This window comes from Pseudomonas sp. R25(2017), from assembly GCF_002112565.1.
GTDB lineage: Bacteria > Pseudomonadota > Gammaproteobacteria > Pseudomonadales > Pseudomonadaceae > Aquipseudomonas > Aquipseudomonas ekonensis.
The window spans coordinates 91047-118046 of record NZ_NEHZ01000014.1; the positions used below are offsets into that span (position 1 = coordinate 91047).

Here is a 27000-nt window from a genome sequence, read left to right on the forward strand (position 1 = left end):
AGGTGGAGTTCAGGGGCGGTTCTGTGGTGTCCTGTCGGCAAAGGCCCGCCGTTGCCGGCGGGGCTCACGTCATTCGGCTACTTCACGATGAGGTTCGATTCATGAGCAAAGCGCCCTACGTCCCGCCCAAGGTCTGGAAACACGAGGCTCCGTCCGGCGGCCAGTTCGCCAACATCAACCGCCCGGTGGCCGGGCCGACCCACGACAAGGCCCTGCCGGTGGGCAAGCATCCGCTGCAGCTGTATTCCCTGGCCACGCCCAACGGCGTGAAGGTTACGATCCTGCTCGAAGAACTGCTGGCCCTGGGGCACTCCGGCGCCGAGTACGACGCCTGGCTGATCCGCATCGGCGAGGGCGATCAGTTCTCCAGCGGCTTCGTCGAGGTCAACCCGAACTCGAAGATCCCGGCGCTGCTGGACCGCAGCGTGGAACCGGCCATCCGCGTGTTCGAGTCCGGCTCGATCCTGCTGTACCTGGCGGAGAAGTTCGGCGCCCTGCTCCCCTCCGACCCGGCCGGCCGCACCGAAACCCTGAACTGGCTGTTCTGGCAAATGGGCTCGGCCCCGTACCTGGGCGGCGGCTTCGGCCACTTCTACGCCTATGCGCCGGAGAAGTTCGAGTACCCGATCAACCGCTTCACCATGGAAGCCAAGCGCCAACTGGACGTGCTCGACCGCCGCCTCGGCGAAAGCGCCTATCTGGTCGGCGACACCTACACCATCGCCGACATCGCCGTCTGGCCGTGGTACGGACAACTGGTGCGCAACAACGTCTACGCCGCCGCCGAGTTCCTCAACGCCCAGCAATACACCCACGTGCTGCGCTGGGCAGAAGAGATCGCCAAGCGGCCCGCGGTGCAGCGCGGGATGCGCGTTAACCGCACGTGGGGCGACGAGGCGAGCCAGGTGCCGGAGCGGCATCGGGCTGAGGATTTGGGGTAAGGGCGTGGGGCTTTACTGATGGAACGGCTGGTCAAGCATTGGCTTGACCGGCCGTTTTTTGCTTTAGCGCATTGGCGATTCTTTGTGGGGCTGCGCCTACATTCGTAAAGGGGCAGCTATCGGCCAGAAGCGGACGGTCAATCAGGAGTTGTAACAAAGAGTTGTCCGCCATTTAATGAGTGATCGAACATCAGGTTGATGACCCGAAAATGAGTAAATTGGGTTGCATGTGTGGCCATGTGATTACCGATCAGACCGACGGCTTGCCCTATAAGGCGAGCCTGCTTCGCGACGAGGTGGAAAATGAATTTTGGAATGAGGTGCACCGTGAACTCAAACCTCTGGTAGAGGCGGCGGAGTCCGGAGACAAGGCTGCGATCGCCGATGCATTTGGCGAGTTTTCACCCGGGTTCAGCGCTGCTGACGAGCTGCAAGACCGAATTTCCAGCCTCTACATTCGCCGAATGTCGACTGCCTACGAGTGTCAAAACTGTGGACGCCTTTGGGTGCAAAAAGCTGACAGTGAAAGATTTGTTTCCTATGTCCCTGAGGAAGGTGCATATGGCGCAATCCTGGCAGTGGCATCAGTAGCATCTGAAAATCTGAATTAAGCGTTCGCGATGGGTCGGAAGCGGAAATTGCAATAGGCAGCAATCGGCCAAAAGCGGTCCCCAACTAGCAATACGAGAAGCAGCCATCACCTGGATCTTGCCCCTTGCCAACCGGGGCACCGTGCAGATACTGTCCACCTATGAATCAGCTTCGTATTGCCTCGACCACCACTACCACGACCGCCCGAGGCGGGTCGTGAGAGGTGTCGTGAGTCAATAATGCACGATCTTCAAAGGCCCGCCAGTGATGGATAGGGCCTTTTCTTTTGCCCTTGTGTCGCTGGCCCAAACGCAAGGAAAAGCACTATGCATGCACTGTTGATTCTCGATATGCAGGTTGGATTGTTTCATGGTCCAGAAAAACCATGGGCTGGTGAGGCGCTGCTAAACACGTTGAATAGCCTGTTGAATGAAGCCCGCAGGGCCGGCGCGCCCATTTTTCTTGCTCGCCATGTGGGGCCGCCCGGCTCACCTATCGAACCAGAAAGCCCGTTGACGCAATTGGTGGAGGAACTGCTGCTGAGGGGCGACGAAGTGATTTTCACAAAAAGCCGGCCTAACGCTTTCGCCATGACAGACCTGGCCGATCGACTAAAGGCTTGTGGTGCTCAAGGCGTGGTTATTGCCGGAATGAAGACCCAGTATTGCGTCGATAGCACCTGCCGCGCCGCACGAGATCTAGGATTCGATGCAGTGCTGATCGCCGATGGTCATACCTGCACCGATACTCCCGCTTTGAAGGCTGAAAGTATCGTCGCTCATCACAATGCAACCCTGGCGGGCCCATTCTGTCGTGTCGTTCACGCTGCGGACTGGCGTTTCTGACCGGCATTGATAGATCGGCTCAAGTTTTGGGTCGATCTGTCCGTTTTGGGTGGCTTGTGTTCGCACGAAAATAAGGGACGGATTTATTTTCGGATAATAAATTCGTCCCCTTTTTTCCCCTTTTTTCTATGACAGATGTGTCGCAAAAACTGAATGACTAGAAAGGGATACGCAATGGAAAGCGATGTCACGCCACAGACTCAGCCACACTGAACTCTATCGCTAACGCCTTTCCGCCCGGCCTGAAACTAGATGCAGAGGGTCTGAGCCTGGTCATGGGCGATCCCAAATTTGCTGATCACCAAGGCATAGAAGTCACAGCAGGCAAAAGTCATGTGGTGATTCCATACCGAATCTACCACAAGGGCAGCGAGCAGGATGGTGAGTCACTGAGCCGGACTCAGAGCACGATGTACTCGTGCCTTTTGACCAGACACCACGATGGCTACATACGCCAGCGTCAACTCGAAAACATCCTCCCGATCTCCGAGCACTGGGTCGTTCCATTCGTTGTTCAGCTCACTGGCGAGTATGTGATTGAGCTCCTCGACACATGTGAAGCCCATTTATCTCTACTTGACCCTGTGCTTTACGGCTCCTTCATCAATGACAACCCGAAGTATTTCCAGACCACGCGAGACCGAATGATCAGCTACTGGGATTGCTACTACCGGCGGCTGTATCCGCACAGACATGACTATGTCGGGTTCAGGCTGTTCGACCGACTCCAGGAATTTGCATCTCGTCTATGAGCACTGGATCGCTTCCCAGTTTTCTTGAACACCGGTCGAATTCACGACTGCTTCTGGCCGATAGCGCTCCTCCGTAATCGAAGGATTTCATACAACACCGAACGCCAGTAGCTCGACGCCCCCACCTCACCCCAACCTAACAACATCCACCGAAACCTCCCGAGCCACCTCCGTCCCCCGGTTCTCCAGCCAGTGCGTGGTGTTCCTATCCTCCGGCCAGCCGGCGCCGGGGCCATAGTCCGTGGCGATGCCGTTGCGGTGATCGGTGATCGTGCCTTGCAGAATGAACACCATGCCGGGCCTGTCCTTGTGGCTGTGGATCGGGCCGAACACGCCGCCGGGGTCGATGGTCACCAGGCGCATGCGCAGTTGGCGCCCTGCCATGCCTTCGATCTCCGGGCCCAGGTCCAGGGTTGCCAGTAACTCCACGGTGACGCCTTGGGTTTCCGGGGCCGTGCGTTCGCCGCTCATTTCGGTGTCCTCCGCAAAAAGACAGGGCTTCATCAGCAGTAGACACCTTGAAGGCCTTCAGCGGGCGATAAGCGACAACCGGTCAGACGGCCCACGGCGCCGCAGGGTCGAACTTCGACTCGATCCACTGCTTGAACGCGACCACCGTCGCACTGGGAAACCGTGCCGAAGGCCTGACCAGGTAAACGCCGCCCGGCGTATCGAGCTGCCAGTCGGCGAGCACCTGGCGCAGCCTTCCGGCGGCGATGTCGCGGCTCATCAGCCAGTCGCCTGCGCCGAGGATGCCCTCGTCGGCGCAGGCTGCCGCCTGCAGGGATTCGCTGTCGTTGGCGGTCAGGTTGCCTTGGGGCGTCACGGTCTGGATTTCGTCGCCCCGGTGCAGGCGCCAACGCCGATGGCTTCCTGGCGGAGCCAGACCTCGCCAGGGCCGGGCGACAACTCTTCGAGGGTGTCCAGGGTCAACACGTCAGGCGCGCCGGCCTGGGCAAAACGGATCGCTGAAACCATGGGGGTTTTCCTTGCTGTCAGAAGCGGTCATCAAAGGGTGGGCCGAGTATGGGAATTCGCTACTGCGCCAACAATGAGGCCTCGTGCAGATCATTGCTGCACCCTTTACAGCAATCCAACAAACCGGACATTGACCTCAACCGGCCAAGCATCGAACATTCGCCGCGAACCTCTGAATGAAAGAAACGGGCATGAACCTCGAAAAGATCAAAGGACGATTGGCCTTCCTGCGTGAAGCGGAGAAGCTCAAAAGCGTGCTGCGCAGCGCCCATACCGCCGCCGGACGCCCGGAAAGCACCGCCGAACACAGTTGGCGCCTGTGCCTGATGGCCATTGCCTTCGAAGACGAACTGACCGGTCTGGACCTCTCCAGAATCCTCAAGCTGTGCGTCATCCATGACCTGGGCGAAGCCATCAGCGGCGACATTCCTGCCGTCAACAAAGCGTCGTTCCCCGACAAGAGCGAGCAGGAAAAGAACGACCTGCTGCTGTTGACCCAGGCGCTGGACGCGCCCCTGCGGGACGACATCCTCGCGCTGTGGGACGACTACGAACACGGGCGCTCCGCCGAGGCCCAGGCGGTGAAGGCACTGGACAAGCTGGAGACGATCCTGCAGCACACCCAGGGCGCCAACCCGCCCGATTTCAACTACGCGTTCAACCTGACCTACGGCAAGCGCTACACCGACGCCACGCCGCTGTTTCAGACCCTGCGCGCGCTGATCGACCAGGACACCAAAGAACGGATCGGCATGAACCTCTCAATCCGCAAAGAACGGCCACAAGACACCGAAACCATCGCCCGCCTCACCGAAGCCGCGTTCCGCGACACCGAGCACTCCAGCCACACCGAGCACTTCATCGTCGACGCCCTGCGGCGCGCCGGGCAGTTGAGCCTGTCGCTGGTGGCGGTAGAGAACGGCGTGATCGTCGGCCATGTGGCCCTGTCGCCGGTCACGGTGTCGGACGGCACCACGGGTTGGTACGGCCTCGGGCCGATTTCCGTGTGGCCGGAGCGTCACGGCCAAGGCATCGGCGCGGCGCTGATGAAAGCGGCCCTGAGCGAACTGCGGGAACTGGGCGGCGCCGGTTGCGTGCTGCTGGGGGATCCTGACTACTACGGCCGCTTCGGTTTCAAGCCTCATCCGGGCCTGGAATTGCCGGGGGTTCCGGCCGAGTACTTCCAGGCACTGGCGCTGGGCGACGCGGTGCCGACAGGCGTGGTGCGCTACCACGAGGCTTTCGACGCCAAAGAATGAAGCCCCACCGGCAGCCCGGTTCCGCCGGGCTGCTACACTCTCGACGCTTTGCGCGATGTTCCGATGTGCTCCCCTGACTGTCCCCGCAGCGCTCGCCGTTCGGGTCGTCGTCCCCCCGTTTCGCCAACCGGAGGTGTCCCATGAGCAACAGTACCGAACTCTCGTCCTTCACCGGCTGGGCCGCCACCGCCGCCGGCGCGCCGCTTGAACGCTACAGCTACGATCCCGGCCCGTTGGGCGACGAAGACGTCGAAGTGGCCGTGGAATACTGCGGCGTCTGCCACTCCGACCAGTCGCTGATCGACAACGATTGGGGCATCAGCCAATACCCGTTCATTCCCGGCCATGAGGTGGTCGGCAAGATCGTGCGCACCGGTTCCCAGGTGCGGGGTCTTGAGGTCGGCCAGCGAGTGGGCATCGGCTGGTACAAGGGCAGCTGCATGCACTGCCCGTCCTGCATGGGCGGTTCGCATAACCTGTGCAGCACCGCCAGGCCCACCATCATCGGCAGCCACGGCGGGTTCGCCGACCGCGTGCGCAGCCACTGGGCCTGGGCCCTGAAGATTCCCGCTGGGCTCGACCCGGCGCTGGCCGGGCCGCTGTTCTGCGCCGGCTCCACGGTGTTCAACCCGCTGGTGGAATTCGGCGTCAAACCCACCGACCGCGTGGGCGTGGTGGGGATCGGCGGGCTCGGTCACCTGGCGTTACGCTTCCTCAATGCCTGGGGCTGCGAAGTCACGGCGTTCACGTCATCCTTGAGCAAGCAGGACGAAGCCAAGCGCCTCGGCGCCCACAACGTGGTGGCCTCCACCGACAGCGCCGCGCTCAAGGCCATCGCCGGCACCTTGGATTTCCTGCTGGTCACCGCCAACGCCAACCTCGACTGGTCGGCGATGCTCGCCACATTGCGGAGCCGGGGCCGCCTGCACTTTGTCGGCATCGTGCCGAGCGCCATTCCGGTGCACGTGTTCGAACTGATTCCCCAGCAGAAGGTCCTGTCCGCCTCGCCGGTCGGCTCCCCCGCCGCCACCGCGACCATGCTGGAGTTCTGCGCCCGGCACCAGATCGTGCCGCAGGTCGAGCAGTTCCCCATGAGCCGAGTCAACGAGGCCGTCGACCATTTGCGCAGCGGCAAGGCGCGGTATCGCATTGTGCTGGATGCGAGCCGGTGAACCGAGGGGCGTGTCGGGAGGTGACCGGCGCGCCCGCCTTTATCTTCGATTCTCAAACGTAGTTCTACTTGAGTCTGGGCAGACCTTGGCAGTGTAAAGTGTCTGCTTGAGAAACTTGTAGAACTATGCTGTCAGCCAATAGGCCACCCGTTAAGTCAAGCCTCCCAAAATTCCAGTTTTTCACCATACTCTTCAAACGTATACTCATGCGCGAGCTTCAGCAGCTTTAGCCGATAGGCTTCAATTTCTTCCAAGTCCGCATCGGCACTACCTATATCTTTGAAGAGCCTGCAAATAGCATCACACGTCGAATAATGCACTGGCAATTTAGCCTTAAACTTATCCATAAAGTTCCGCAACAACTCATTCACCACATATCTTCGAACACCCTCAGACTTGACCTCATCAAGCGCAGCGAACGCCTCCGCAGCTGCTTCTTTCAGGCTATAAACAGCGTTAAGCAATTCAACATCGGCAGGAAACAATCTTAATAGGCTATTTGCGTACCGTTCCCCTACCCAGTCGCGAACTTCTACAAGTTCATCAAGCACTCTCTGAGCATGAGTAGCCATTACTGCAAGCCAGATATCTAGTTTTCCAACAGGTGCATGATCAAGCAAAATCTCCCAAGCACCGGGCATGAACCCTCCGTTCGTACGGACCTTATGCTCAAGCAGCCTGTCAAACATCTCCTGCGGATACTGTCCAACCAACTTAGAAACGAAGTTTGAAACTTTCTCATCATCGGAGCTAGATGTAATGTGTGCCCATGCCTTATTGAACAGCGCATGATCTGGATTCAAAGCGATAGACTCTACTATCGGCTCCCAAGTCTTCCCTCCGGCAAGATGTGCTCCGATATTGCCTAGAATTCCGGGATTCCCCATATAGATTTTCAATGCACATTCAATGAGTGTCGATTCAAACCCCGACAGGGTTACAACCGTCGGCAGGGCCCCAGAAGGGAACACGAGCGCAACCACCTCCGGAGGAACGGCGTACCTTGTCACTGCCGTAGCATGTAACCACCTTTGGTCGACTCTATCTTCGCTCAAATAGCCGAGCACCTGAGTTCGGTCTGCCGCAGTCAGCAAGTCCCATCCATCCACAAGCTCCAGCACGACCCTTATCTGAGCGCCTGTACCATTTACCTTAAACAAACGATCCAGCCTTGTACCCCTTAGGTCAGGCGCAGCCTCTGTCCCTCTGATCAGCAAGTCAGTGACCGCCATTGCGTAGTCGCTCGGAATCGCTCGTAACGCTTCTCTCTCAAGCAAGCCAATCCAGGCATCGGCAATATTGATAAAGTCCGACTGAGCAATATGCTTCAAACTTTTCTCGACCGCCGCATGCAATCTGGCGTCGTTCAGGTTGGCGCCTTCGGGCAATGCGGACAAAATATCAGGAAGCAACCCACCAAACAGTCCCCAGGGCAGTTCATTACCGTACGCCTGATGTTCCATCTTTAGAATAATGGCTATCATTGTTGAGGCTGACGCTGGGAGTGCAGCGCACCTCTTCAACCCAGCCAGCAAGTCACGCTGTCTGTCCGAATCGCATTCCGGCCATATACGTACCGCACCTTCCAAAGCGGCCTGTGCCACCGAAGGGTGCTGATCCGAAAAAATCTTCTTCAGCACTTCCTGGTCATTGTGCCGGACACTGCTGATCCATACCTTTGCTGCCGCTGCCCTTACACCGCCCAAATCATAACTAAGAAGGCGCAACACAATAGGTTGAGTCAGTTCTTCCGGGCATCCCTCCAAGTAGCACATTGTCTTCCAGGCATCTTCCGCGCTGATTTCTTCATCCGACTCGCCACTGAATGCAATTAGAAACCCTTCGACTTCTTCTCTTTCGTAGAACTCAAATATCTTCCCTTCAAGTGTAAAATTCTCACCGGCAGGCAGCATTGCCTGCCCTTTCTCCCAAAGCACATGCTTCAGAGTGACAAACGACACTTTGTTGACCCACTTATTAAACTGAGATCGCTTGCCTTCCGAAATATCCTCTATGGACTGAAGAAGAAAAAAGAAACAGGCTTCTTTTGTTACCAGATACCTTGATTCGAGCCCTTCTATCGCAAAGTCCACGACTTTGTGCCGTTGAACAGACGCCCTCATCGCCTCATAAATCCAACGCAGTGCAATCGCAGTGGCCCGCGAAGACTCAAAGGAAAGCGAGAACAAACCTCGCTCTGCGTATTGCAACAATCTTCTGTCTACAGCGCTTGCCCGCCCACTGGCAGAGAGCTCCGCCGCCGACCGGTAAAACTCGTGAGAGAAGTTGAACCGTTCTGCACCCGTTTCTACGATTATTCGACGACGCTCCAGAATTTCAAAAAGCGTTTCGTCTTCCGCAGAGAACGTTAGCTCACCATAGGTTTCAGGCACTCGATCCACTGGTTTCGGCGCCATTCCCAAACTAGCCGACAGGCCTAAGTAGCTGGCGACCGCATAACGGTTTTTCGTTCCGTCACCATTCAGCACATACTTCAGGTCCTGCAACGAGCAGGAGTCCTCATGAGAGGTCACCACAGCCAGTGCCTGCAACAAAGGGCTAAGCCCTTCACCAACCAGTGCCGAGGCCAATGACTTCGAATCCTCACGAGCAAGACGTACCGCCGCGTTCAAATCAGCAGGCTCGTGCAGGCGGTAGCATGAAGCCGCCAAGTGCATCAGACAACCTGGTTCTATACTCAAGGAGCCGCTCCGCAAGGCCCCGAGCATGTTCTCAGACAAAACATCCGGAACGTCGAACAGATTCTGCAGTTCTTGCCAAATCTCCACCAGAAAACTGCTGCGGTACTTGCCTAGATCGTGCCATCGGCGCCTGCCCAGCCATACATCCTCAAGCTGCGCATCTCCGGAAAACTGCAAAAGCCGATCTTGCACTTGAGAGACAATAAGCTTCCTTGACGGTGTCAACCTTTCCGACAGTTGTTGCAATTTAGAAAGCGCCCGGCCGGGATCATCGCTCAGAAAGCTCCCTCCCAAGGGGTCGTCCACGACAGCAAGCCGCTCGCCGGGTGCCGGATCAAGCAGGAAGCGCTCCACCTCGTCGAGATTGCTGCTCAGCTTTAACTGATACCCCAACGCTTCAAATTCAGCCGCCATCCAACGCCCGGCGTTTGTCTTACCTACCCTGGGCGAGCCAGAGAGCAGAAGGATATTATTCTCTGACAGTTCCTTCTTCCAATCCTCTTCGAATCCTCGAAGCACGTAGTTCCTGGGTCGAATCTGTTCGGGAAGATTCTTGTTCAACTCCGCCAACAGATCAGAATGAATATTCCCCTTACTCTCTTTTGCCTTTTTGATTATCGCAACCAGCTTGCCAACAACAACTTCACACCTGTCAAGCGGCAACCTCAGCTTTCGCAGTTTCCTTTCACAGGCGTCCCGCAACTCATCTTCCAACACATTTTCGACAATGGTCAGACGAGCCAAAGCATTTCGGATCTGATCCACCTTTGCACCCTTGACGAACTTACGCAGGTGAAGCGCCCTTTCGTCATCGAGGGATGACTCGGTTTCCTCCAACGTACTGGCGTAATTTTCAAGCTCGCCCAACAGTTCGCCGGCAACCTCCCTGGAAAGTTTTTTGCCCTGCACATCCCAGGGTGCGGTGGCGCTCTTGCAAAGCACCGAAATCTTATCGCTGCACCTTGCCGACACCACAAATACGACGTGCGTATCCAGATCGTCACACAATCGTTCCAGCAGCGTATTCACAGCCTTTCTTTCTTCAAAGTGCGAAAGCCATTTTGCGAACTCCGCCAGCGTCACCCCCTCCAGAGCGCCCTTGACTTGTATCTCAATGACTTTCTTTCCACTGGCGGATGGAATGATGACTTTCGCGTCTTCACCGGCCTTTGGCTCTATATACAGTTCGACGCTTTCTTCACCCTGATGACGTAGAAAGACATCAACGCAAACCAAGTCTTGAAAATCGTACTTTTTTGGCCCTACCGTCGCGATCGACATCTGAACTCCATGTAAAAAAACAAATATAAATTTATGCAAAAAACAAAAAACACATCACTACAAAAACAGCCACCCGCACGATGAACTTAAATAATTCGCCATTTCATGAGACTTTGGCGTGCGGATAGTCAACAACCCTTCAGGCGCCATGATTATGCCATCAATCAAATCAAGGCCAACCCTTTATGGTTCACGGGAGAACAGATCTTTTGCTTGCGAAATGGCGGAAGGCAGCCGGAGTCGAACCTGCCCGGGAACGGATGCCGTCCCCAACCGGGTTTGAAGCCCGGCCGCGCCACCGGGCGCGATTGCCTTCCGTTGAACTCAGTGTGCGTCGGCGCTGGCCAGCGCGCTGTCGAAGCGGATTTGCCGGTGATCGGCCACCCGCCGGGTCAGGCCCAGGCGGTCGAAGTACTCAAGCACCTGAATGCTGCGCTTGCGCCCCAAGCCTAGCGCATCGCGGAACGCTGTGACCTGGATCTGCGGATTTTCTTCGCCCAGTCGCAGCAGCACCGCCGCCATTTGCCGCAGCGTGAGATCGGTGACGAACAGGTCGCGCACCACCTGATGCATCAGCCCCAGCCGCGCCAGCTTGCGCAGCAGCAGGCGCACGGCGGCATCGTCCCTGCCCGTCACCGCCGCCACGTCGCGCACCCACGGCGGATCGAATCCCGCTGCTTCGAACAGCGGTTGCAGCACTTGCCACAAAGCCTCGTCGTCGGCATTCAGGCGCACCTGATGATCCGGTAGGTGCAGCCACGGGCCACTGGCGGTGATCGAGCCGGCGGCGCGCAATTCGTCGAGCAGGCTGAGGAAGGTCGAACGCTCCACCTCCAAGCCGCTGAAGCGCCGCAGACGGTCGCGGTCGGGGCCCATCTGGTCGGGCTCCAGCTCATGCAGGCGGGCGAGCTTTTCCAGGAGGGTGAACTTGAGGATGCCCCAGCGCTGGGCGTTGAACAGCACCGGCCCTTGGCGGGTGTCGATCTGCCGGACGTTCTCCGGCAACGCCCAACCGGCCTGCGGACGGTTGAACTGGCGCTCCAGCCGTTGCGCCGCCAACCCGCTGGCGCTGTGGTCGAGCAACGCCGGCAAGGCCGCCTCCATCGCTTCGCTGCCGGCCAACGCCCGCAGTTGCGCCAGGCGCTCCGGGCTGCGTCGCTGGCGCGTAGGGGCAAACGGATCGAGCACCTGTCCGCCGCCCAAGGTGCGCTGGGCGCTGGCATCACGCAGGATCAACCGGTCCCCTTTGACGGCCTGCACCGGCGAGGCCGTCAGCAATTGCGCGAACGTGCGTTCGCCGGGATTCAGCCGCGCCCCTTCCAGCAGCGCCACGCGGGCGATCACGTCTTGCGTGCCCAGGTGCAGGTGCACCGGCTGGAAGTGCTCGAAGGCGCGGGTCTCGTCGGGCAGCAGCCGCCATTCGATGTCCAGCCGCTGGGTCGGCGCGTGCAGCCAGTCGGCCGACAGCCATTGGCCCCGGTGGATCTGCCCGAGCTCAAGGCGTTCGCCGCTCAGGTTCAAGGCCACCCGCTGACCGGCGAAGGCGTGTTCGGCGGGCTGGTTCTGCGCATGCAGGCCGCGCACCCGCACCGACTTGCCGGACGGCCCGAGCACCAGCCTGTCGCCCACCGCCACCATCCCCGACAGCGCCGTGCCGGTGACCACGATGCCCGCCCCGGCCACGCTGAACGCCCGGTCGATGGGTAGGCGAAACCCGCCCTCCAGGCTGCGGGCCTGCACCTCGCCCTGGGCCAGCAGCAGTTGCTCACGCAGCGCCTCGACACCCTGCCCGGTCACGCTCGACACCGCCACCATCGGCGCCTGGCTGAACGGCCCCGGCGCCAGCAGCGCCCTCACCTGCCGCCGCACCGCGTCCACCCTGGCCGGTTCGACCCGGTCCGTTTTGGTGATCGCCACCAACGCACGCGGGATCCCGAGCAGCTCGACGATTGCCAGGTGCTCGCGGGTCTGGGGCATCACGCCGTCGTCCGCCGCCACCACCAGCAGCACCAGATCGATGCCTTGGGCCCCGGCCAACATGTTGTGGGTGAATTTCTCGTGGCCCGGCACGTCGATGAAACCGGTCAGCCCGGCGCCCGGCGCGAGCTCCGCGTACAGGTAGCCCAGATCGATGGTCATGCCCCGCTCGCGCTCCTGCGGACGGCGGTCGCCGGCCTGGCCGGTGAGCGCCTGAAGCAGCGAGGTCTTGCCGTGGTCGATGTGCCCGGCGGTGCCAACGATCATTCAGGCACCTGCAGATGCCCGAGCTGCGCCAGCCACGCCGGTTCGTCGTCCAGTTGCCGCAGATCCAGCCACAAGGCATCGTCGTCGAGACGGCCGAGCACCGGCACCGGCAAGCGGCGCAGCGCCGCTTCCAGGTTCAGCAGGCAGCGACCGCGCAGGCGCTTGGACACCTGCGGGCGTGCGCACAGGGCGGCGCTGGGCAGCCGCGCCACCGGTTGGCTGCCGCTGCCGATCATGCCCAGGGCCGGTTCGGCGCTGACCTGCCAGGCAGGCCCCAACGTCTGGGCCAACGCCGGTTGCAGGCGTTCGGCCTGGGCCAGGATGTCCTCCTGCGGGCGGGTCAGCAGGCGCAGGCTCGGCAGGCGCTCGGCCAAGCGGTCCGGATCGCGGTACAGGCCGAGCACCGCTTCCAGCGCCGCCAAGGTCAGCTTGTCGACCCGCAGCGCCCGTTTCAGCGGGTTCTTCTTGATCTTCGCGATCAGCTCTTTGCGCCCGACGATCAGCCCGGCCTGGGGCCCGCCGAGCAGTTTGTCGCCGCTGAAGGTCACGATGTCCGCGCCGTCGAGCAAGGCCTGGCGCACGGTCGGCTCCGCCGGCAGGCCCCAGCGGGTCAGGTCCAGCAGGCTGCCGCTGCCCAGGTCTTCGAGCAGCGGCAGGCCATGCCGGTGGGCCAGTTCCGCCAGTTCGGCGGTGGGCACCCGGGCGGTGAAGCCCTCGATGCTGTAGTTGCTGGCGTGCACCCGCATGATCAAGCCGCTGCGCGGGCCGAGCGCCGCTTCGTAGTCGCGGGCGTGGGTGCGGTTGGTGGTGCCGACCTCGTGCAGGCGCACGCCGGCGCGGGCCATGATGTCGGGGATGCGGAACGCGCCGCCGATCTCGATCAGTTCGCCGCGGGAAATGATGCCTTCCTTGCGCGCGCCCAGGCTGTTGAGGGTCAGCAGCACGGCGGCGGCATTGTTGTTGACCACGGTCACGGCCTCGGCGCCGGTCAGTTCGCGGATCAGCCCTTCGATCAGGTCGTCGCGGTCGCCGCGCTTGCCGCTGGCCAGGTCGAATTCCAGGTTGAGCGGATAGCGCGCCGCGACCTGCACCGCCTCGATCGCTTCCTCCGGCAGCAAGGCGCGGCCCAGGTTGGTGTGCAGCACCGTGCCGGTCAGGTTGAACACCCGGCGCACGTGGCTGCGCCGCTGCGCCGTCAACCGCTCGGCGGCGCGGCCGGCCAGCGCCTCGGGGCCGATCTCGATGGCCGCCACCTGCCCGCTCAGGACCTCGGGGCGCAGTTCATCCAGCAATTGGCGCAGACAGGCCAGCAGCGCCTCCCGCCCGAAACGCTCGCTCAGCGGCCGGCAGGCGGGATGACGCAACAGGCTGTCGATGGAAGGCAAACGCGGGGCGACACTCACAGACATCCGGCTCTCCCGAAATCAACAGATCGTCGGGCCTGAGTGTAGACGCTGCCGTCATTCGTCTCCGGGGGCCAGCAGCAGATTCGGCGCCAGCCGTTGATGGCCGTCCTGGGCCAGGCGCATGTCCAGCAGCAGGCTGGTCAGGTCCGCCGACAGCGCTTCGGCGTCGGGGTCGTTCTCCAGGTAGACCAACTTGAGGTAGGTGTTGCAGGTGGGGCACACCTCCGCCCGCAGCGGCGCCCGCTCCGCCGTGTGGCGGTCGTCCGCCAGGCTCATGTATTCCAGGCCTTTGCTCTGCTCGCAGTACACGCACTTGACCCGCACCACGTGCCATTCGCAGGCGCACAGCGAACACACCAAGTAGCGCAGTCCGTTGTGCTTGCCGCGGTGGCGGATCACCCCGGCCATGGCCGGCGATCCGCAGGCCGGGCATTGGCTGAGGCTGTCGCCGGGGGTGAGCCGCAGGTTCGGCACGCTGAGCAGCCAATGGCTCCACGCCGCTTGCAGGGCCGCGCCGAGAAACGGCACCAGCGCCGCCGGCACCAGCGAATACTGGCCGCTGACCAGCGCCACCGCCCAGGCGCGGCGCTGGCCGGGGCTGGCTGTGCGCAAGGTGGTCACGGACTCGACCACCGCCGCTTGTTCGGATGCGTCGTAGCGTTGCAGCAAGGCGTCCAGGTAAGCCTGCCAGGCGTCCTCGCGGATCAATGTGTCGGCGGCGAACGGCGGCAAGCCGTGCTGGTGGCACGTCTCCAGCCGCTGCGCATCGGGCGCCACCGCCAGCGGCGGATCGTCCAGCACCTGCTGCTGCACCCGGCACAGGCCGGCGATCAGGCGCAGGTACGCGGCCAGCGGATGCCCCTCGGCGAGATGCTCCAGCCGCAGGGCCCGCAAGGTGAACAGATCGCGCGGCGGCAAATGCAGGAACGGCGGCGAACCGGCCGCCGCTTCGATTTCCCCAGGTTCCAGAATGGTCGGCAACGGTCAGCCCTTCTTGGTGATCGGCGGTTTCGGCGCAGGCTCGCCTTCCACCTCGCGAGCCCACAGCGCGTGGTGCTTGCGGGCCCAGGCGCGGCTGACGCGGCCGTGCATCATCGCGTCCACCGAGCCCTTGATCCAGATCCCGGCGTAGATGTGCACGATGATGCTCAGGATCAGCACGAACCCGGCCAGCGCGTGCAGCAGCATGGCCCAGCGGATCGTGGTGATGCCGAACCAGTGGCTGAAGTACGCCCGCCAGATCACCAGCCCCGTGAACAGCAACGCCAGCATGCACAGCAGTAAAGTCCAGAACAGCAGTTTCTGCCCGGCGTTGTACTTGCCCACCGGCGGCACGGTCTCCTCGTCGTTGACCAGCACCCGGTCGATGCGCCGCAGCCACTTCCAGTCGTTGTCGATGAAGAAGTTCGAGCGCCAAAAGCGGAACACCAGCCCCATGAAGAACACGAACATCAGCACGCCCATGAACGGGTGCAGGATCCGCGTCCACGGCCCGCCGCCGAACAGGTTCGTCAGCCAGAACAGCGCCGGGTGGAACAGCGCCAGCCCCGACAGCCCGGCCATGAAAAACAGGATCGCCACCAGCCAGTGATTGGTGCGCTGGTTGGCGGTGTAGCGCAGGATCGGTTTGTCGCTCATGGCCTGCCCTCCCCGCGGGGGTCGAAGGTGTGCACCGCCGGATCGACGACATGCACCGAGGTGTCCGGCGGCTGCGGATGCTCATCCTCTTCCGTGCGGTTGGGCCCGACGCGCACGTAGTGGAAGAACCCGGCCAGCACCGCCGCGCCCATCGCCAGCAGGCCCAGCGGCTTGCTGATGCCTTTCCACAGGCCCACCAGCGGGCTGATCGCCGGCGCGTCCGGCAGGCCTGCGTACAGCCGTGGCGTGTCGGCGTGGTGCAGCACATACATCACGTGGGTGCCGCCGACGCCTTCGGGGTCATACAGGCCGGCCTGGCCGAAGCCGCGGCTCTTGAGGTCGACGACGCGTTCGGCGGCGTGGACCTTCATGTCTTCCTTGCTGCCGAACACGATGGCACCGGTCGGGCAGGTCTTCACGCAGGCCGGCTCCAGGCCCACGGCCACCCGGTCCGAGCACAGGGTGCACTTGTAGGCTTTGTGGTCCTTCTGGGAGATGCGCGGGATGTTGAACGGGCAACCGGTGATGCAGTAGCCGCAGCCGATGCAGTGATCCTGATCGAAATCGACGATACCGTTGGCGTGCTTGATGATCGCGCCGGGGCTCGGGCACGCCGCCAGGCAGCCGGGTTCGGCGCAGTGCATGCAGCCGTCCTTGCGGATCAGCCATTCCAGGTTGCCGGCGTCGGTCTCGTGCTCGGTGAAGCGCATCAGCGTCCACGAGTCGGCGGTCAGGTCCTGCGGGTTGTCGTAGGTGCCGTGGTTGTGGCCCACCTCGTCGCGCAGCTCGTTCCATTCCGAGCACGCGACCTGGCAGGCCTTGCAGCCGATGCACTTGGTGGTGTCGATCAGCTTGGCGACCTCTTGCTGACCGCGCACCGACGGCGCCGGCGTGGTGGTGGCCGAGCGGGCGATGATGTCTTGGCTGGCCATTTACAGTTTCTCCACGTTGACCAGGAACGACTTGGATTCCGGGGTCTGGGTGTTGCCGTCGCCGAGGAACGGCACCAGCGTGTTGGTCAGGTAGCCGTGCCGCGTAAGGCCCGTGAAGCCCCAGTGCAGCGGAATGCCGATCTGGTGCACCACCTGGTTGTTGACCTGCAGCGGCCGGATCCGTTTGGTGACCACCGCCACCGCCTCGATGAACCCGCGCTTGCTGCTGACCCGCACCCGGTCGCCGGCGACGATGCCCTTCTCTTTGGCCAGCACCTCGCCGATCTCCACGAACTGCTCCGGCTGGACGATGGCGTTCAAGCGGCAGTGCTTGCTCCAGAAGTGGAAATGCTCGGTGAGCCGGTAGCTGGTGGCGGCGTACGGGAAGTCCTTGGCCTGGCCGAGGCTGTCCCACACCGAATCGAAGATCCGCGCCGCCGGGTTGCTGGTGGCGTTCTTGTTCTGCGGGTGCAGCGGGTTGATGCCGATCGGCGTCTCGAACGGCTCGTAGTGCTCGGGGAACGGCCCTTCGTTCATCTTGTCGACGGCGAAGAACCGCGCCACGCCCTCGGGGTTCATGATGAACGGGTTCATCCCCGCTTCCGGCGGCACGTCGGCCTTGTAGTCCGGCACGTCGGTGCCGCCCCAGGCCTTGCCGTTCCACCACACCAGGCGTTTCTTCGGATCCCACGGCTTGCCTTGGGGGTCGGCCGAGGCGCGGTTGTAGAGGATCCGCCGGTTGGCCGGCCATGCCCACGCCCAGCCCTGATGCTGGTGCATGCCGTAAGGGTCGTTGTTGTCGCGCCGGGCCATCTGGTTGCCGGCCTCTGTCCAACTGCCGCAGAAGATCCAGCAGCCGGACGCGGTGCTGCCGTCATCCTTGAGCTGGGCGAAGGCCGCCAATTGCGCGTTGGCCTTGACCGCCAGGCCGCTGGCATCGGTGAAGTCGGTGGTGGCGTAGCCGTTGACCTCCTTGGCGATTTCCTCCGGCGACGGCTCGTCGGCAATCTTGTACGGCCACGACAGCTTCAGGATCGGCTCGGCCCAGGCGCCGCCCTCGGCCTGATAGCGCTGGCGCAGGCGCAGGAACAGCCCGCTCATGATCTGCACGTCGGTGCGCGCCTCGCCCGGTCCGTCGGCGCCTTTCCAGTGCCATTGCAGCCAGCGGCTGCTGTTGACCAGCGACCCGTCCTCCTCGGCGAAGCACGTGGTGGGCAGGCGGATGACCTCGGTCTGGATGTCGGCGGTCTTCACGTCGTTGTAGGGGCCGACGTTCTCCCAGAACTGCGAGGTCTCGGTGGCCAGCGGGTCCATCACCACCAGCCACTTGAGCCGCGCGAGCGCTTTCATCACCCGGTTCTTGTCGGGCAGCGCGGCGATCGGGTTGAAGCCTTGGCACATGTAGCCGTTGACCTTGCTCTGGCCCATCAGGTCGAAGACCTTGAGGATGTCGTAGTTGGGGATGTCGAGCTTGGGCAGGTAGCTGTAGCCCCACTGGTTCTCGGCGGTGGCGTTGGCGCCGTACCAGGCCTTCATCAGGCTGACGTGGAACTTGCTGTAGTTCTGCCAGTAGGACAGCTGCCCCGGCCGCAGCGGTTTCTGTGTGCGTTTGGCGATGAAGGCGTCGTAGTCCTGCTCGGCGTCCAGCGGCAGGGTCAGGTAGCCCGGCAGCGAGTTGGACAGCAGGCCCAGATCGGTCAGGCCCTGGATGTTGGAGTGCCCGCGCAAGGCGTTGACCCCGCCGCCCGGCATGCCGACGTTGCCCAGCAGCAGCTGCACCATCGCCGCGCTGCGGATGATCTGTGAGCCGATGGAGTGCTGCGTCCAGCCCAGCGCGTACAGGATCGTCATGGTCTTGCCCGGTTGCGAGCAGGTGGCGATCTCTTCCCAGATCTTCTTCATGGCCTCGCCCGGCATGCCGCAGATCTGGCTGGCCAGGTCGATGGTGTAGCGGCTGTAGTGGCCCTTCATCAATTGATAGACGCAGCGCGGGTCCTGCAGGGTCGGATCGACCTTGGCGAAACCGTCCTCGCCCAGTTCGTAGCCCCAGGTGGACTTGTCGGTGTAGCTGCGCTTGGCCGCGTCGTAGCCGGTGAACAGGCCGTCCTCGAAGCCGAAGCCGGCCTTCACGATGAAGGACAGGTCGGTGTAGTTGCGCACGTATTCGTGCTGGATCTTGTCCTCGGTCAGCAGGTAATTGATCAGCCCGCCCATGAAGGCGATGTCGGTTCCCGTGCGGATCGGCGCGTAGTAGTCGGCCACCGATGCGGTGCGGGTGAACCTGGGGTCGACCACGATCAGCCGCGCAGCGTTGTGCGCCTTGGCTTCGGTCACCCATTTGAAGCCGCACGGATGCGCTTCGGCGGAGTTGCCGCCCATCACCAGGATCAGGTTCGCGTTGGCGATGTCGGTCCAGGTGTTGGTCATGGCTCCACGGCCGTACGTCGGGGCAAGACTTGCCACCGTCGGGCCGTGTCAGACACGCGCTTGGTTATCGAACCCCAGCATGCCGAGGCTGCGCACCACCTTATGGGTGATGTAGCCCGCTTCGTTGGACGCCGCCGACGCCGCGAGGAACCCGGTGGTGAGCCAGCGGTTCACCGTCTGGCCCTGGGCGTTGCGCTCGGTGAAGTTGGCGTCGCGGTCGGCCTTCATCAGGTCGGCGACGCGGTCCAGCGCTTCGTCCCAGGAAATCCGCGTCCACTCGTTGGAGCCCGGCTTGCGCACCTGCGGGTATTGCAGGCGGCCCGGACTGTGGATGAAGTCCAGCAGGCCGGCGCCTTTGGGGCACAGGGTGCCGCGGTTGACCGGGTGGTCGGCGTCGCCCTCGATGTGGATGATGTTCTGCGCCACGTTCTTGCCGGCGTCGCCCTGGCTGTACATGATCAGCCCGCACCCGACCGAGCAGTACGGACAGGTGTTGCGGGTCTCATGGGTGTGGGCGAGCTTGAAGTGGCGCACCTGCTCGGCGAAGGCCGGCGTCGGGGCCATGCCCAACGCGCCCAGGCTAGAGCCTGCAAGGCCGATGCCGGCGACCTTGAAGAACTGACGACGGCTGAGATCCATCGTGCACTCCTGATCAGGTGGAACCCGGTGCGTTGCCGGGCTGTTCTGGACAATCACGGTTGCGGCAGACGCACTGCCGATCCTTTCACTCTAGCCAACGAACCGACGGCCGGCACGCCAACCGACCGTCGGTGGCACGCGGTCATTCGCCGATTCCCCTTGTGGGAGCGACTGCCCTGCCCTGGGCCGGTGGTGTCCGGACCGACGCCATCGCCAGCAGGCTGGCTCCCACAGGGGAATGTATGTGCACCCCGGAACACACGGTCGTCTGCCGATGCCTTTGTGGGAGCCAGCCTGCTGGCGATGGCGGCCTGCCTGGCACACCGCGATGACCGCCCGGTCGCGCAAGGGCAGGCAGTGGCTTATCATGGCGCCCATCAACGACCCCGCCTTCACGAGACCCCGCATGACTTTCGATTTTGATCAGGTATTCGACCGCCACGACACCGGCAGCACCAAATGGAGCCGCTATGCGGCCGACGTGCTGCCGATGTGGGTCGCTGACATGGATTTCGCCGCGCCGCCGGTGGTCATCGAAGCGTTGCAGCAACGCCTGCTGCACCCGCTGGTGGGCTACAGCGTGGCCCAGGACAACCTGCGCCAGGCCATCGTCGCCGACCTGTGGGCCAAGTACGCCTGGCGCGTGCAGCCCCAGGAGCTGGTGTTCCTGCCGGGCGTGGAGTCGGGCTTCAACATGGCGCTCAAGGCGCTGGTGCAGCCGCAGCAGAACGTCGTGGTGCAGACCCCGAACTACCCGCCGCTGCGCCACGCGCCGGGCCACTGGGGCCTGAACAAGGTCGAACTGGAATTCCTCGCGCAGGACGACGGCACCTACGCCACCCCGCTGGACGCCCTGCGCCAGTCCCTCGAAGGCGGCGGCGCGCTGCTGCTGAGCAACCCGCACAACCCGATCGGCAAGGTGTTCGGCCGCGAAGAGCTGCAAGCGGTGGCCGACCTCTGCGTGCAGCAGGACGCCTGGATCATCTCCGACGAGATCCACGCCGAGCTGTGCTACGACGGCCGCGTGCACATTCCGACCGCCTCCCTGGGCGCCGACATCGCCAAGCGCACCATCACCCTGATGTCGGCCAGCAAGGCCTACAACATCGCCGGCCTCAAGACCTCGTTCATGATCATCCAGGACGCCGCCCTGCGCGAGCGGGTCAACCACGCCCGCTGCGGCATGGTCGACAGCGTCAACCCGCTGGGCATGGAAGCCACCCGCGTGGCCTACAGCGAGGCCGGGCCTTGGCTCAAGGCGCTGAAACAGTACCTGCAGGCCAACCGCGATTACCTGGTCGAGGCAGTGCGCAGCCGTCTGCCGGGCATCTCGATCAACGTGCCGCAAGGCACTTACCTCGCCTGGCTCGACTGCTCGGCGCTGGACCTGGGCGACCCACAGCGGTTCTTCCTCGAACACGCCAAGGTCGGCCTGAGCGCCGGTTCGGATTTCGGCGACCACAGCCAACCGTTCGTGCGCCTGAACTTCGGCTGCCCACGCTCGATGCTCGAAGAAGGCATTGCCCGGATGGAACGCAGCCTGGCGCAGCGACGCGGCGCCTAACCCGCAAAACCTGTAGGCGCTTGCCTGCAAGCGATGACGCCGGCACTGCCGACATCTATGGCGACTGCTCCACCGCCATCGCCAGCAGGCTGGCTCCCACAAGGGGTCGGGGGTGTTCGGAATCGGTGGTCACCGCAGAACCTGTGGGAGCGGGCTTGCCCGCGATAGCGTCAGACGGGTCGCCGCAACATCCGGAAATGAGTAACATGACCGCCCGTCCCTGCAGCCCGTCTGCGCCCTGCCGAATAAGCCGATTCCATGCCCTTCGATCTCAGCGTTGACCTCACCACCCTGGCCATCCTGGCCCTCGTCGCGTTCATTGCCGGTTTCATCGACGCCATCGCCGGCGGCGGCGGCCTGTTGACCACCCCGGCCCTGCTCACCGCCGGCCTGCCGCCGCACCTGGTGCTGGGCACCAACAAGCTGAGCTCGACCTTCGGCTCGGCCACCGCCAGCTTCACCTTCTACCGGCGCAAGCTGTTCCACCCAAGGCAATGGATGCACGCGATCGTCGGCACCCTGGTCGGCGCGCTGACAGGCGCCATCGTCGCCCACTACCTGCCGGCGGAATGGCTGAACAAGATGCTGCCGGTGATCGTGTTCGCCTGCGGCCTGTACCTGCTGTTCGGCGGCACGCCGAAGGCGCCGCTGGACAGCGACGCGCCGATCAAGAAGACCTGGCAAGGCCCGCAAGGCTTCAGCCTGGGCTTTTACGACGGCGTGGCCGGCCCCGGCACCGGCGCGTTCTGGACGGTCAGCAGCCTGCTGCTCTACCCCATCGACCTGGTCAAGGCCAGCGGTGTGGCGCGCAGCATGAACTTCGTCAGCAACGTCGCGGCGCTGGCGGTGTTCGTGTTCTCGGGGCAGGTGGACTGGATCATCGGCCTGTGCATGGGCCTGTCGGTGATGGTCGGCGCGTTCTTCGGGGCGCGCACCGCGATCAGCGGCGGCGCCAAGTTCATCCGTCCGGTGTTCATCACCGTGGTGCTGGGGCTGACCGTGCGGCTAGCCTGGCAGCACTGGTTCAGCGTGGCCTAAGCGGCGGGCCACGTAGACGTCGATCAGGTAACGTGCAATCGATTTCGACGCCGGCAACGGCGGCAGATCGTGCACGTTGAACCACTGGGCGTCTTCAATCTCGTCTTCCTGGCAGACAATCTCCCCGCCGGCATATTCGGCATGAAAGCCCAGCATCATCGAATGCGGGAACGGCCAGCACTGGCTGCCCATGTACTGAATGTTCTTCACTTCGATGCTGACTTCCTCACGCACTTCGCGAATCAGGCAATCCTCGGCCGACTCCCCCGGCTCGGCGAACCCGGCCAGCGTGCTGTAGACCCCGGTGACGAAACGCGGCGAGCGCGCCAGCAGCACTTCATCGCCCCGGGTCACCAGCACGATCATGCTCGGCGAAATGCGCGGATAGCTGCGCAGGTCGCACGGCTGGCAGTACATCGCCCGCTCCCGCGGCACCTGGGTCATGGCCTGACCGCAGTTGCCGCAGAACCGGTGTTCGCGGGCCCAGGTGCCGATCTGCGCCGCATAGCCCAGCACCTTGTAGACGGTGTGGTCACCGTCGAGCATGAACGCGCGCAAGCCCTTCCAGCTGCAGCCCGGCACCTCGCTGTGGCTGCGCAGTTCCAGCAGGTACACCGGCTCGCCGTCGAGGTGGCCGATGCCGTGTTCGGCGAGGATCGCCAGATCCTGGCGCTTGAGCCATTCCCGGGGGAACAGCGCGCCGTTGTCGTCGAACAGAAAGCCCTCGGGGCTGCGCGCCACGGCCCAGCCGCCGGGTTGGTCGGTGTCCAGTACTGCAGTGGTCCAGCGAGATGTCATGGTTTCTCAATCCAGAAATTCGGGTTTCTGTTTGCTCATGTGGGCGGCCATGGCCACGCGCAAGTCGGTGGATTGCAGCATGGCGGCGTTCCAGGTGGCAACGTACTCGAGGCCGTCGTCGATGCCATGGTCGCGCATGTAGCTGATCATGGCCTTGGTGCCGGCGACCGCGATCGGCGACTTGGCGGCGATCTCCCGGGCGATGTCCAACACGCCTTCGATCAGGCTGTCCTTGTCGCCGTAGACGCGGTTGACCAGGCCGATGCTGCGCGCCTCCTCGGCGCCGAAGGTACGGCCGGTGTAGGCCAGCTCACGCAGCATGCCGTCGCCGACGATCCGTGGCAACCGTTGCAGGGTGCCGACGTCGGCGGCCATGCCGATGTCGATTTCCTTGATCGAGAATTGCGCGTCCTCGGCGGCGTAACGCATGTCGCACGCGGCGATCAGGTCGATGGCCCCGCCCAGGCAATAGCCCTGGATCGCCGCCAGCACCGGTTTGCGGCAATTGTCCACGGCATTGAACGAGGCTTGCAGGGTGAGGATCTTGCGCCGCAGCAGGCGCGCGTTGCGGCCGACGTCCTTGCCCAGTTCGTTGGCCACGCCGGCCAGCATCATCAGGTCGATGCCGGAGGAAAAATGCTTGCCGGCACCGCTGAGCACCACCGCCCGCACTGCGTCGGTGTCGTCGATCCACTGGAACACCTCGACGATCTCGCTCCAGAACGCAGCGTTCATCGAGTTGATCTTCTCCGGACGGTTGATCTGCACATGGGCGACGTTGTCGGCCAGTTCGACGCTGAAGGCGGTGTATTGGGTCATGGCAGAAATCCTTTACCGGGCATTGAATGAGGCCCGCACTATAACAAGGCACCTTGACCCGCAGTAAGGCAGCGGTTCGGCCAAAAGCGGGACTGACCCGGCCTCGCCCCGAACCCTGTGGGAGCCAGCCTGCTGGCGATAAGGTCGGTGAGCGCGCCACAGGGTTGCGCCCTGTGGAGGCTGGGCTGACGCCATCGCCGGCAGGCTGGCCCCTACAGGTTCAGCTGCCCTTCACCGCCACAAACGCCGCCGTCTCATAAGGCACCGTCACCACATCCCGGCCCCGCAGCTCGGGCTCGGAGAGGATCAGCGCGCGGATCCGCTCATCGACCTTCGCCCGCTGCGCCGCCGGCAGCGCGGCGATGAAACTGGTGGAGCGCACCCGGTTGAAGATCACGTCCTCCGGCGAGCCGGTATGGCCATGGTGAAACCGCTGCACCTGCAACGGCCCGAACGCCGGATGCGGAAACGCCTGGCGCCAGGCGCCGGTGTAGTAGCGCGGGGTGTCGCCCTCCAGCGCGTTGACGATGGCGTCGAGCTTCGGCACCCAGCTCACTTGCGTGTCGCGCAGGTTCCAGATCAGACCGAGCCGCCCCCCGGGCTTGAGCACCCGGGCGATTTCGTCCAGCGCCTCGGCGGTGGCGAACCAGTGGAACGCCTGGGCGCAGACCACCGCGTCCACCGAGGCGTCCGGCAACGGCAGGTCGGTCGCCGTGCCGCTGACCGCCAAGGCCTTGGGCCAGGTGACGGCGAGCCGGTCGAGCATCTGCGCCACCGGTTCCACGGCAATTACCTGGGCGCCGGTCGCCAGCAGCCGGCCGGTGAACTTGCCGGTGCCGGCGCCGAGGTCGATCACCGTCTTGCGGCCGTCGAGCCCGAGCGTGTCGCTCAGCCAGTCCCCCACTTGGGGCGGGTAGTCCGGACGGCCTTTGACGTATAGGTCGGCGGCGCTCTTGTAGCCGGCGGTGGCTGAATGATGGACCTGATCTTTCATGGCGCACTCCAAAAAGACGACGGACGCCGACGAGCATAGCGTCCGGAATTGGGCTTACCTTGAACGAACCCTGACAAAGCGATGAATAAAAATTCACCCTGGGGTGTTCAAAGTGAAACGTGACCCACAGTGGAGCCTTGCCCATGACTATCCGTTCCGTTATGTTCGCCGCCCCGTTGCTGATGGCCGCCGTTCTGGCCAGCCCCCTGGCCCTCGCCCATGGCGATGAGGACGAGCCGGTCAAGGCACCGAACTGCCCCAAAGGCCAGGTGTACGACAGCAAGTCGCAGAAGTGCGTCATGCAGACCAGCCACCTGCTGCCGGACGCCGACCGCACCGACTACGCCTACCGGCTGGCCAAGGCCGGCCGCTATGAAGAGGCCCTGGCGCTGCTCGACACCCTGCGGCAGCCGAACACCGCCAAGGCCCTGAATTACCGCGGCTACGCCACCCGCAAACTGGGGCGCACCGACGAAGGCATCGGCTATTACCTGCAATCGGTGAAGCTGGATCCGCAGTACGCGCAAGTGCGCGAGTACCTGGGCGAAGCCTACGTGGTGAAGGGCCGCATCGACCTGGCGCAGGAACAGCTGCAACAGATCAAGGCGATCTGCGGCACGGCCTGCGAGGAGTACCGCGACCTGGCCGAAGCCATCAACGATTCATCGAAAACCTGACACGACACGCGGAGGCGATCATTTTCAGCGAACAGGCATTCAGAGCCGAACTGGGGCAACACCTGGCGCGCTTGTGGCGCTACGGCCTGCTGCTGTCGCGCAACCGCCACGTGGCCGAGGATCTGGTGCAGGCCACCTGCGTGCGCGCCCTGGAGCGTTCCGGCCAATACGTGGCCGGCACGCGCATGGACCGCTGGCTGCTGAGCATCCTGCATTCGATCTGGCTCAATGAAGTGCGCGCCCGCCGGGTGCGCCAGGGCCAGGGCACCTGCGACGCCGACGGCCAACTGGCGTTCGACGGCGAATACGCCGCCCAGACCCACGTGATGGCCGCGCAGGTGATCCGCCGGGTCGATGCGCTGCCCGAGACCCAACGCGAAACCGTCTACCTGGCCTATGTCGAAGGGCTGTCCTACCGCGAAGTCGCCGAGATCCTGCAGGTGCCCATCGGCACGGTCATGAGCCGCCTGGCCACCGCACGCCTGAAACTGGCCGAATACCCGCCGCTGCAAGCGGTGCCGAACACCCCCGCAGGAGACCGCCAATGAACACGCCTTCGGACGAGCAACTGGTGGCGTACCTGGACGACGAGATCGACCGCGAACAACGCGACCTGCTGGACACCGCCATCACCGACGACCCGCTGCTGAGCCTGCGCGTGCAGTGGCTGGCCCGCAGCAACCTGCCGTTCCGGGACGCCTACGACGAACTGGCCCGGCAGGCGCCGCTGGATCGCCTGCAAGCCCGGCTGGACGCCGCCCCCTCCCCGGCCCGCCCCGGCATCAGCCGGCGCTGGTTCATCGGTGCCGCCGCGGCCGCCCTCGCGCTGGGCGGCGTGGCGGCCGACCGCCTGTTCCTCGGCTGGCAGGCGCGGCAGCCGCACAACTGGCGGGCGATGGTCGGCGACTACATGGCGCTGTACGTGCCGCAGACCCTCGAACATCTGCCCACCGACGAAGCCTCCCAACGCGCCCAGTTGCGCACCGTCGACGCGCGGCTGGGCCTGAACCTGACCGCCGCGCAGCTGAAACTGCCCGGCGCCGAGCTCAAGCGCGCGCAACTGCTGGAATACGACGGCATGCCCATCGCCCAGCTGACCTGGCTGGACGCCGCCCATGGCCCGCTGGCGCTGTGCGTCATCCGTTCCAACAGCGGCAGCCGGCCCTTGGCCCACGAGCGGCGCCACACCCTGAACGTGGTGTACTGGACGGAGCGCGAACACGCGTGGATGCTGATCGGCCACAATCCGCCCGCCGATCTGGAGGCGCTGGCGAAAATGTTTAAGGACCGGCTCGGCGCCTGA

Annotated in this window: 23 protein-coding genes, 1 tRNA gene and 2 pseudogenes; 12 read left to right on the forward strand and 14 right to left on the reverse strand. The window is 63.3% G+C overall.

The annotated features are described in order from the left end of the window. Positions 1 to 101 precede the first annotated feature (101 nt). The 4 genes from yghU to CAG31_RS18575 all read left to right on the forward strand — a co-directional run bounded on the left by yghU (position 102) and on the right by CAG31_RS18575 (position 3129). The gene (yghU, locus tag CAG31_RS18560; RefSeq protein WP_085583793.1) at positions 102 to 941 is read left to right on the forward strand and encodes a glutathione-dependent disulfide-bond oxidoreductase; all 840 of its coding nucleotides are present in this window, start codon (positions 102 to 104) and stop codon (positions 939 to 941) included. Positions 942 to 1150: 209 nt separating this feature from the next. Then, entirely contained in the window at positions 1151 to 1552 is a 402-nt protein-coding gene (locus CAG31_RS18565; protein ID WP_170930411.1) for a hypothetical protein, read from the forward strand. 306 nt (positions 1553 to 1858) lie between these two features. Then, positions 1859 to 2377 carry an isochorismatase family protein gene (locus CAG31_RS18570; protein ID WP_085583797.1) on the forward strand — a complete coding sequence of 173 codons (519 nt, stop codon included), beginning with the start codon at positions 1859 to 1861 and terminating at the stop codon, positions 2375 to 2377. 275 nt (positions 2378 to 2652) lie between these two features. After that, positions 2653 to 3129, forward strand: coding sequence for a hypothetical protein (locus CAG31_RS18575; RefSeq protein WP_085583799.1), 477 nt, complete (start codon positions 2653 to 2655; stop codon positions 3127 to 3129). A gap of 126 nt (positions 3130 to 3255) precedes the next feature. Here CAG31_RS18575 and CAG31_RS18580 read toward each other — a convergent pair whose 3' ends face one another. From CAG31_RS18580 to CAG31_RS28240, 3 genes and pseudogenes are all read right to left on the reverse strand, one after another. Further along, a complete protein-coding gene (locus tag CAG31_RS18580; protein WP_085583982.1) occupies positions 3256 to 3600 on the reverse strand; it encodes a cupin domain-containing protein in 345 nt (114 codons plus the stop codon). Positions 3601 to 3682: 82 nt separating this feature from the next. Then, positions 3683 to 3994, reverse strand: a pseudogene (locus CAG31_RS18585) (LysR substrate-binding domain-containing protein); the annotation flags it as partial. Beyond that, on the reverse strand, positions 3952 to 4107 hold the full coding sequence (locus CAG31_RS28240) for a hypothetical protein (protein WP_256575579.1): 156 nt from the start codon (positions 4105 to 4107) through the stop codon (positions 3952 to 3954). The gene CAG31_RS28240 and the pseudogene CAG31_RS18585, both read right to left, overlap by 43 nt. 191 nt (positions 4108 to 4298) lie before the next feature. On the opposite strand from CAG31_RS28240, the pseudogene CAG31_RS28725 reads away from it, so the two are divergent. The 3 genes and pseudogenes from CAG31_RS28725 to CAG31_RS18595 form a co-directional block, all read left to right on the forward strand. After that, positions 4299 to 4856, forward strand: a pseudogene (locus tag CAG31_RS28725) (HD domain-containing protein); the annotation flags it as partial. Between the two features lie 3 nt (positions 4857 to 4859). After that, positions 4860 to 5366, forward strand: a complete 507-nt coding sequence (locus tag CAG31_RS28730; protein WP_256575582.1) for a GNAT family N-acetyltransferase — start codon at positions 4860 to 4862, stop codon at positions 5364 to 5366. Positions 5367 to 5506: 140 nt separating this feature from the next. Then, positions 5507 to 6538 carry an NAD(P)-dependent alcohol dehydrogenase gene (locus CAG31_RS18595; RefSeq protein WP_085583803.1) on the forward strand — a complete coding sequence of 344 codons (1032 nt, stop codon included), beginning with the start codon at positions 5507 to 5509 and terminating at the stop codon, positions 6536 to 6538. Between the two features lie 155 nt (positions 6539 to 6693). On the opposite strand, the gene CAG31_RS18600 is transcribed toward CAG31_RS18595, so the two are convergent. The 8 genes from CAG31_RS18600 to fdnG all read right to left on the reverse strand — a co-directional run bounded on the left by CAG31_RS18600 (position 6694) and on the right by fdnG (position 19807). Continuing rightward, positions 6694 to 10521 carry a hypothetical protein gene (locus CAG31_RS18600; protein WP_085583805.1) on the reverse strand — a complete coding sequence of 1276 codons (3828 nt, stop codon included), beginning with the start codon at positions 10519 to 10521 and terminating at the stop codon, positions 6694 to 6696. Positions 10522 to 10742: 221 nt separating this feature from the next. Then, positions 10743 to 10838: transfer RNA gene (locus tag CAG31_RS18605), tRNA-Sec, on the reverse strand. Positions 10839 to 10845: 7 nt separating this feature from the next. After that, positions 10846 to 12765 (reverse strand): selenocysteine-specific translation elongation factor, encoded by a 1920-nt coding sequence (selB, locus tag CAG31_RS18610; protein ID WP_085583807.1) that lies wholly within the window; start codon positions 12763 to 12765, stop codon positions 10846 to 10848. After that, on the reverse strand, positions 12762 to 14174 hold the full coding sequence (selA, locus tag CAG31_RS18615) for an L-seryl-tRNA(Sec) selenium transferase (protein ID WP_085583809.1): 1413 nt from the start codon (positions 14172 to 14174) through the stop codon (positions 12762 to 12764). The genes selB and selA overlap by 4 nt, the downstream gene beginning before the upstream one ends. A 51-nt stretch (positions 14175 to 14225) precedes the next feature. Next, positions 14226 to 15152, reverse strand: a complete 927-nt coding sequence (fdhE, locus tag CAG31_RS18620; protein ID WP_085583811.1) for a formate dehydrogenase accessory protein FdhE — start codon at positions 15150 to 15152, stop codon at positions 14226 to 14228. A gap of 3 nt (positions 15153 to 15155) precedes the next feature. Then, entirely contained in the window at positions 15156 to 15809 is a 654-nt protein-coding gene (locus CAG31_RS18625) for a formate dehydrogenase subunit gamma (RefSeq protein WP_085583813.1), read from the reverse strand. After that, complete coding sequence (gene fdxH / locus CAG31_RS18630) at positions 15806 to 16741, reverse strand: formate dehydrogenase subunit beta (RefSeq protein WP_085583815.1); 936 nt, start codon at positions 16739 to 16741, stop codon at positions 15806 to 15808. The genes CAG31_RS18625 and fdxH overlap by 4 nt, the downstream gene beginning before the upstream one ends. After that, complete coding sequence (fdnG, locus tag CAG31_RS18635) at positions 16742 to 19807, reverse strand: formate dehydrogenase-N subunit alpha (RefSeq protein WP_139831389.1); 3066 nt, start codon at positions 19805 to 19807, stop codon at positions 16742 to 16744. Positions 19808 to 20213: 406 nt separating this feature from the next. Between fdnG and CAG31_RS18645 the strand changes: the two genes are divergently transcribed. Further along, entirely contained in the window at positions 20214 to 21371 is a 1158-nt protein-coding gene (locus tag CAG31_RS18645; RefSeq protein ID WP_085583821.1) for a MalY/PatB family protein, read from the forward strand. Between the two features lie 258 nt (positions 21372 to 21629). Then, positions 21630 to 22409 carry a TSUP family transporter gene (locus CAG31_RS18650; RefSeq protein WP_085583823.1) on the forward strand — a complete coding sequence of 260 codons (780 nt, stop codon included), beginning with the start codon at positions 21630 to 21632 and terminating at the stop codon, positions 22407 to 22409. Here CAG31_RS18650 and nudC read toward each other — a convergent pair. The 3 genes from nudC to CAG31_RS18665 form a co-directional block, all read right to left on the reverse strand. Beyond that, positions 22377 to 23207, reverse strand: coding sequence for an NAD(+) diphosphatase (gene nudC, locus CAG31_RS18655; RefSeq protein ID WP_085583825.1), 831 nt, complete (start codon positions 23205 to 23207; stop codon positions 22377 to 22379). The genes CAG31_RS18650 and nudC overlap by 33 nt on opposite strands. 6 nt (positions 23208 to 23213) lie before the next feature. Further along, on the reverse strand, positions 23214 to 24026 hold the full coding sequence (locus CAG31_RS18660) for a crotonase/enoyl-CoA hydratase family protein (protein WP_085583827.1): 813 nt from the start codon (positions 24024 to 24026) through the stop codon (positions 23214 to 23216). Positions 24027 to 24246: 220 nt separating this feature from the next. After that, the gene (locus CAG31_RS18665) at positions 24247 to 25020 is read right to left on the reverse strand and encodes a class I SAM-dependent methyltransferase (RefSeq protein WP_085583829.1); all 774 of its coding nucleotides are present in this window, start codon (positions 25018 to 25020) and stop codon (positions 24247 to 24249) included. 143 nt (positions 25021 to 25163) lie between these two features. On the opposite strand from CAG31_RS18665, the gene CAG31_RS18670 reads away from it, so the two are divergent. The 3 genes from CAG31_RS18670 (at position 25164) to CAG31_RS18680 (ending at position 27000) form a co-directional block, all read left to right on the forward strand. Beyond that, positions 25164 to 25697: a tetratricopeptide repeat protein gene (locus CAG31_RS18670; protein WP_085583831.1), complete on the forward strand. Its 534-nt coding sequence runs from the start codon at positions 25164 to 25166 to the stop codon at positions 25695 to 25697. 62 nt (positions 25698 to 25759) lie between these two features. Continuing rightward, on the forward strand, positions 25760 to 26245 hold the full coding sequence (locus CAG31_RS18675) for a sigma-70 family RNA polymerase sigma factor (protein ID WP_085583833.1): 486 nt from the start codon (positions 25760 to 25762) through the stop codon (positions 26243 to 26245). After that, positions 26242 to 27000: an anti-sigma factor gene (locus CAG31_RS18680; RefSeq protein WP_085583835.1), complete on the forward strand. Its 759-nt coding sequence runs from the start codon at positions 26242 to 26244 to the stop codon at positions 26998 to 27000. The genes CAG31_RS18675 and CAG31_RS18680 overlap by 4 nt, the downstream gene beginning before the upstream one ends.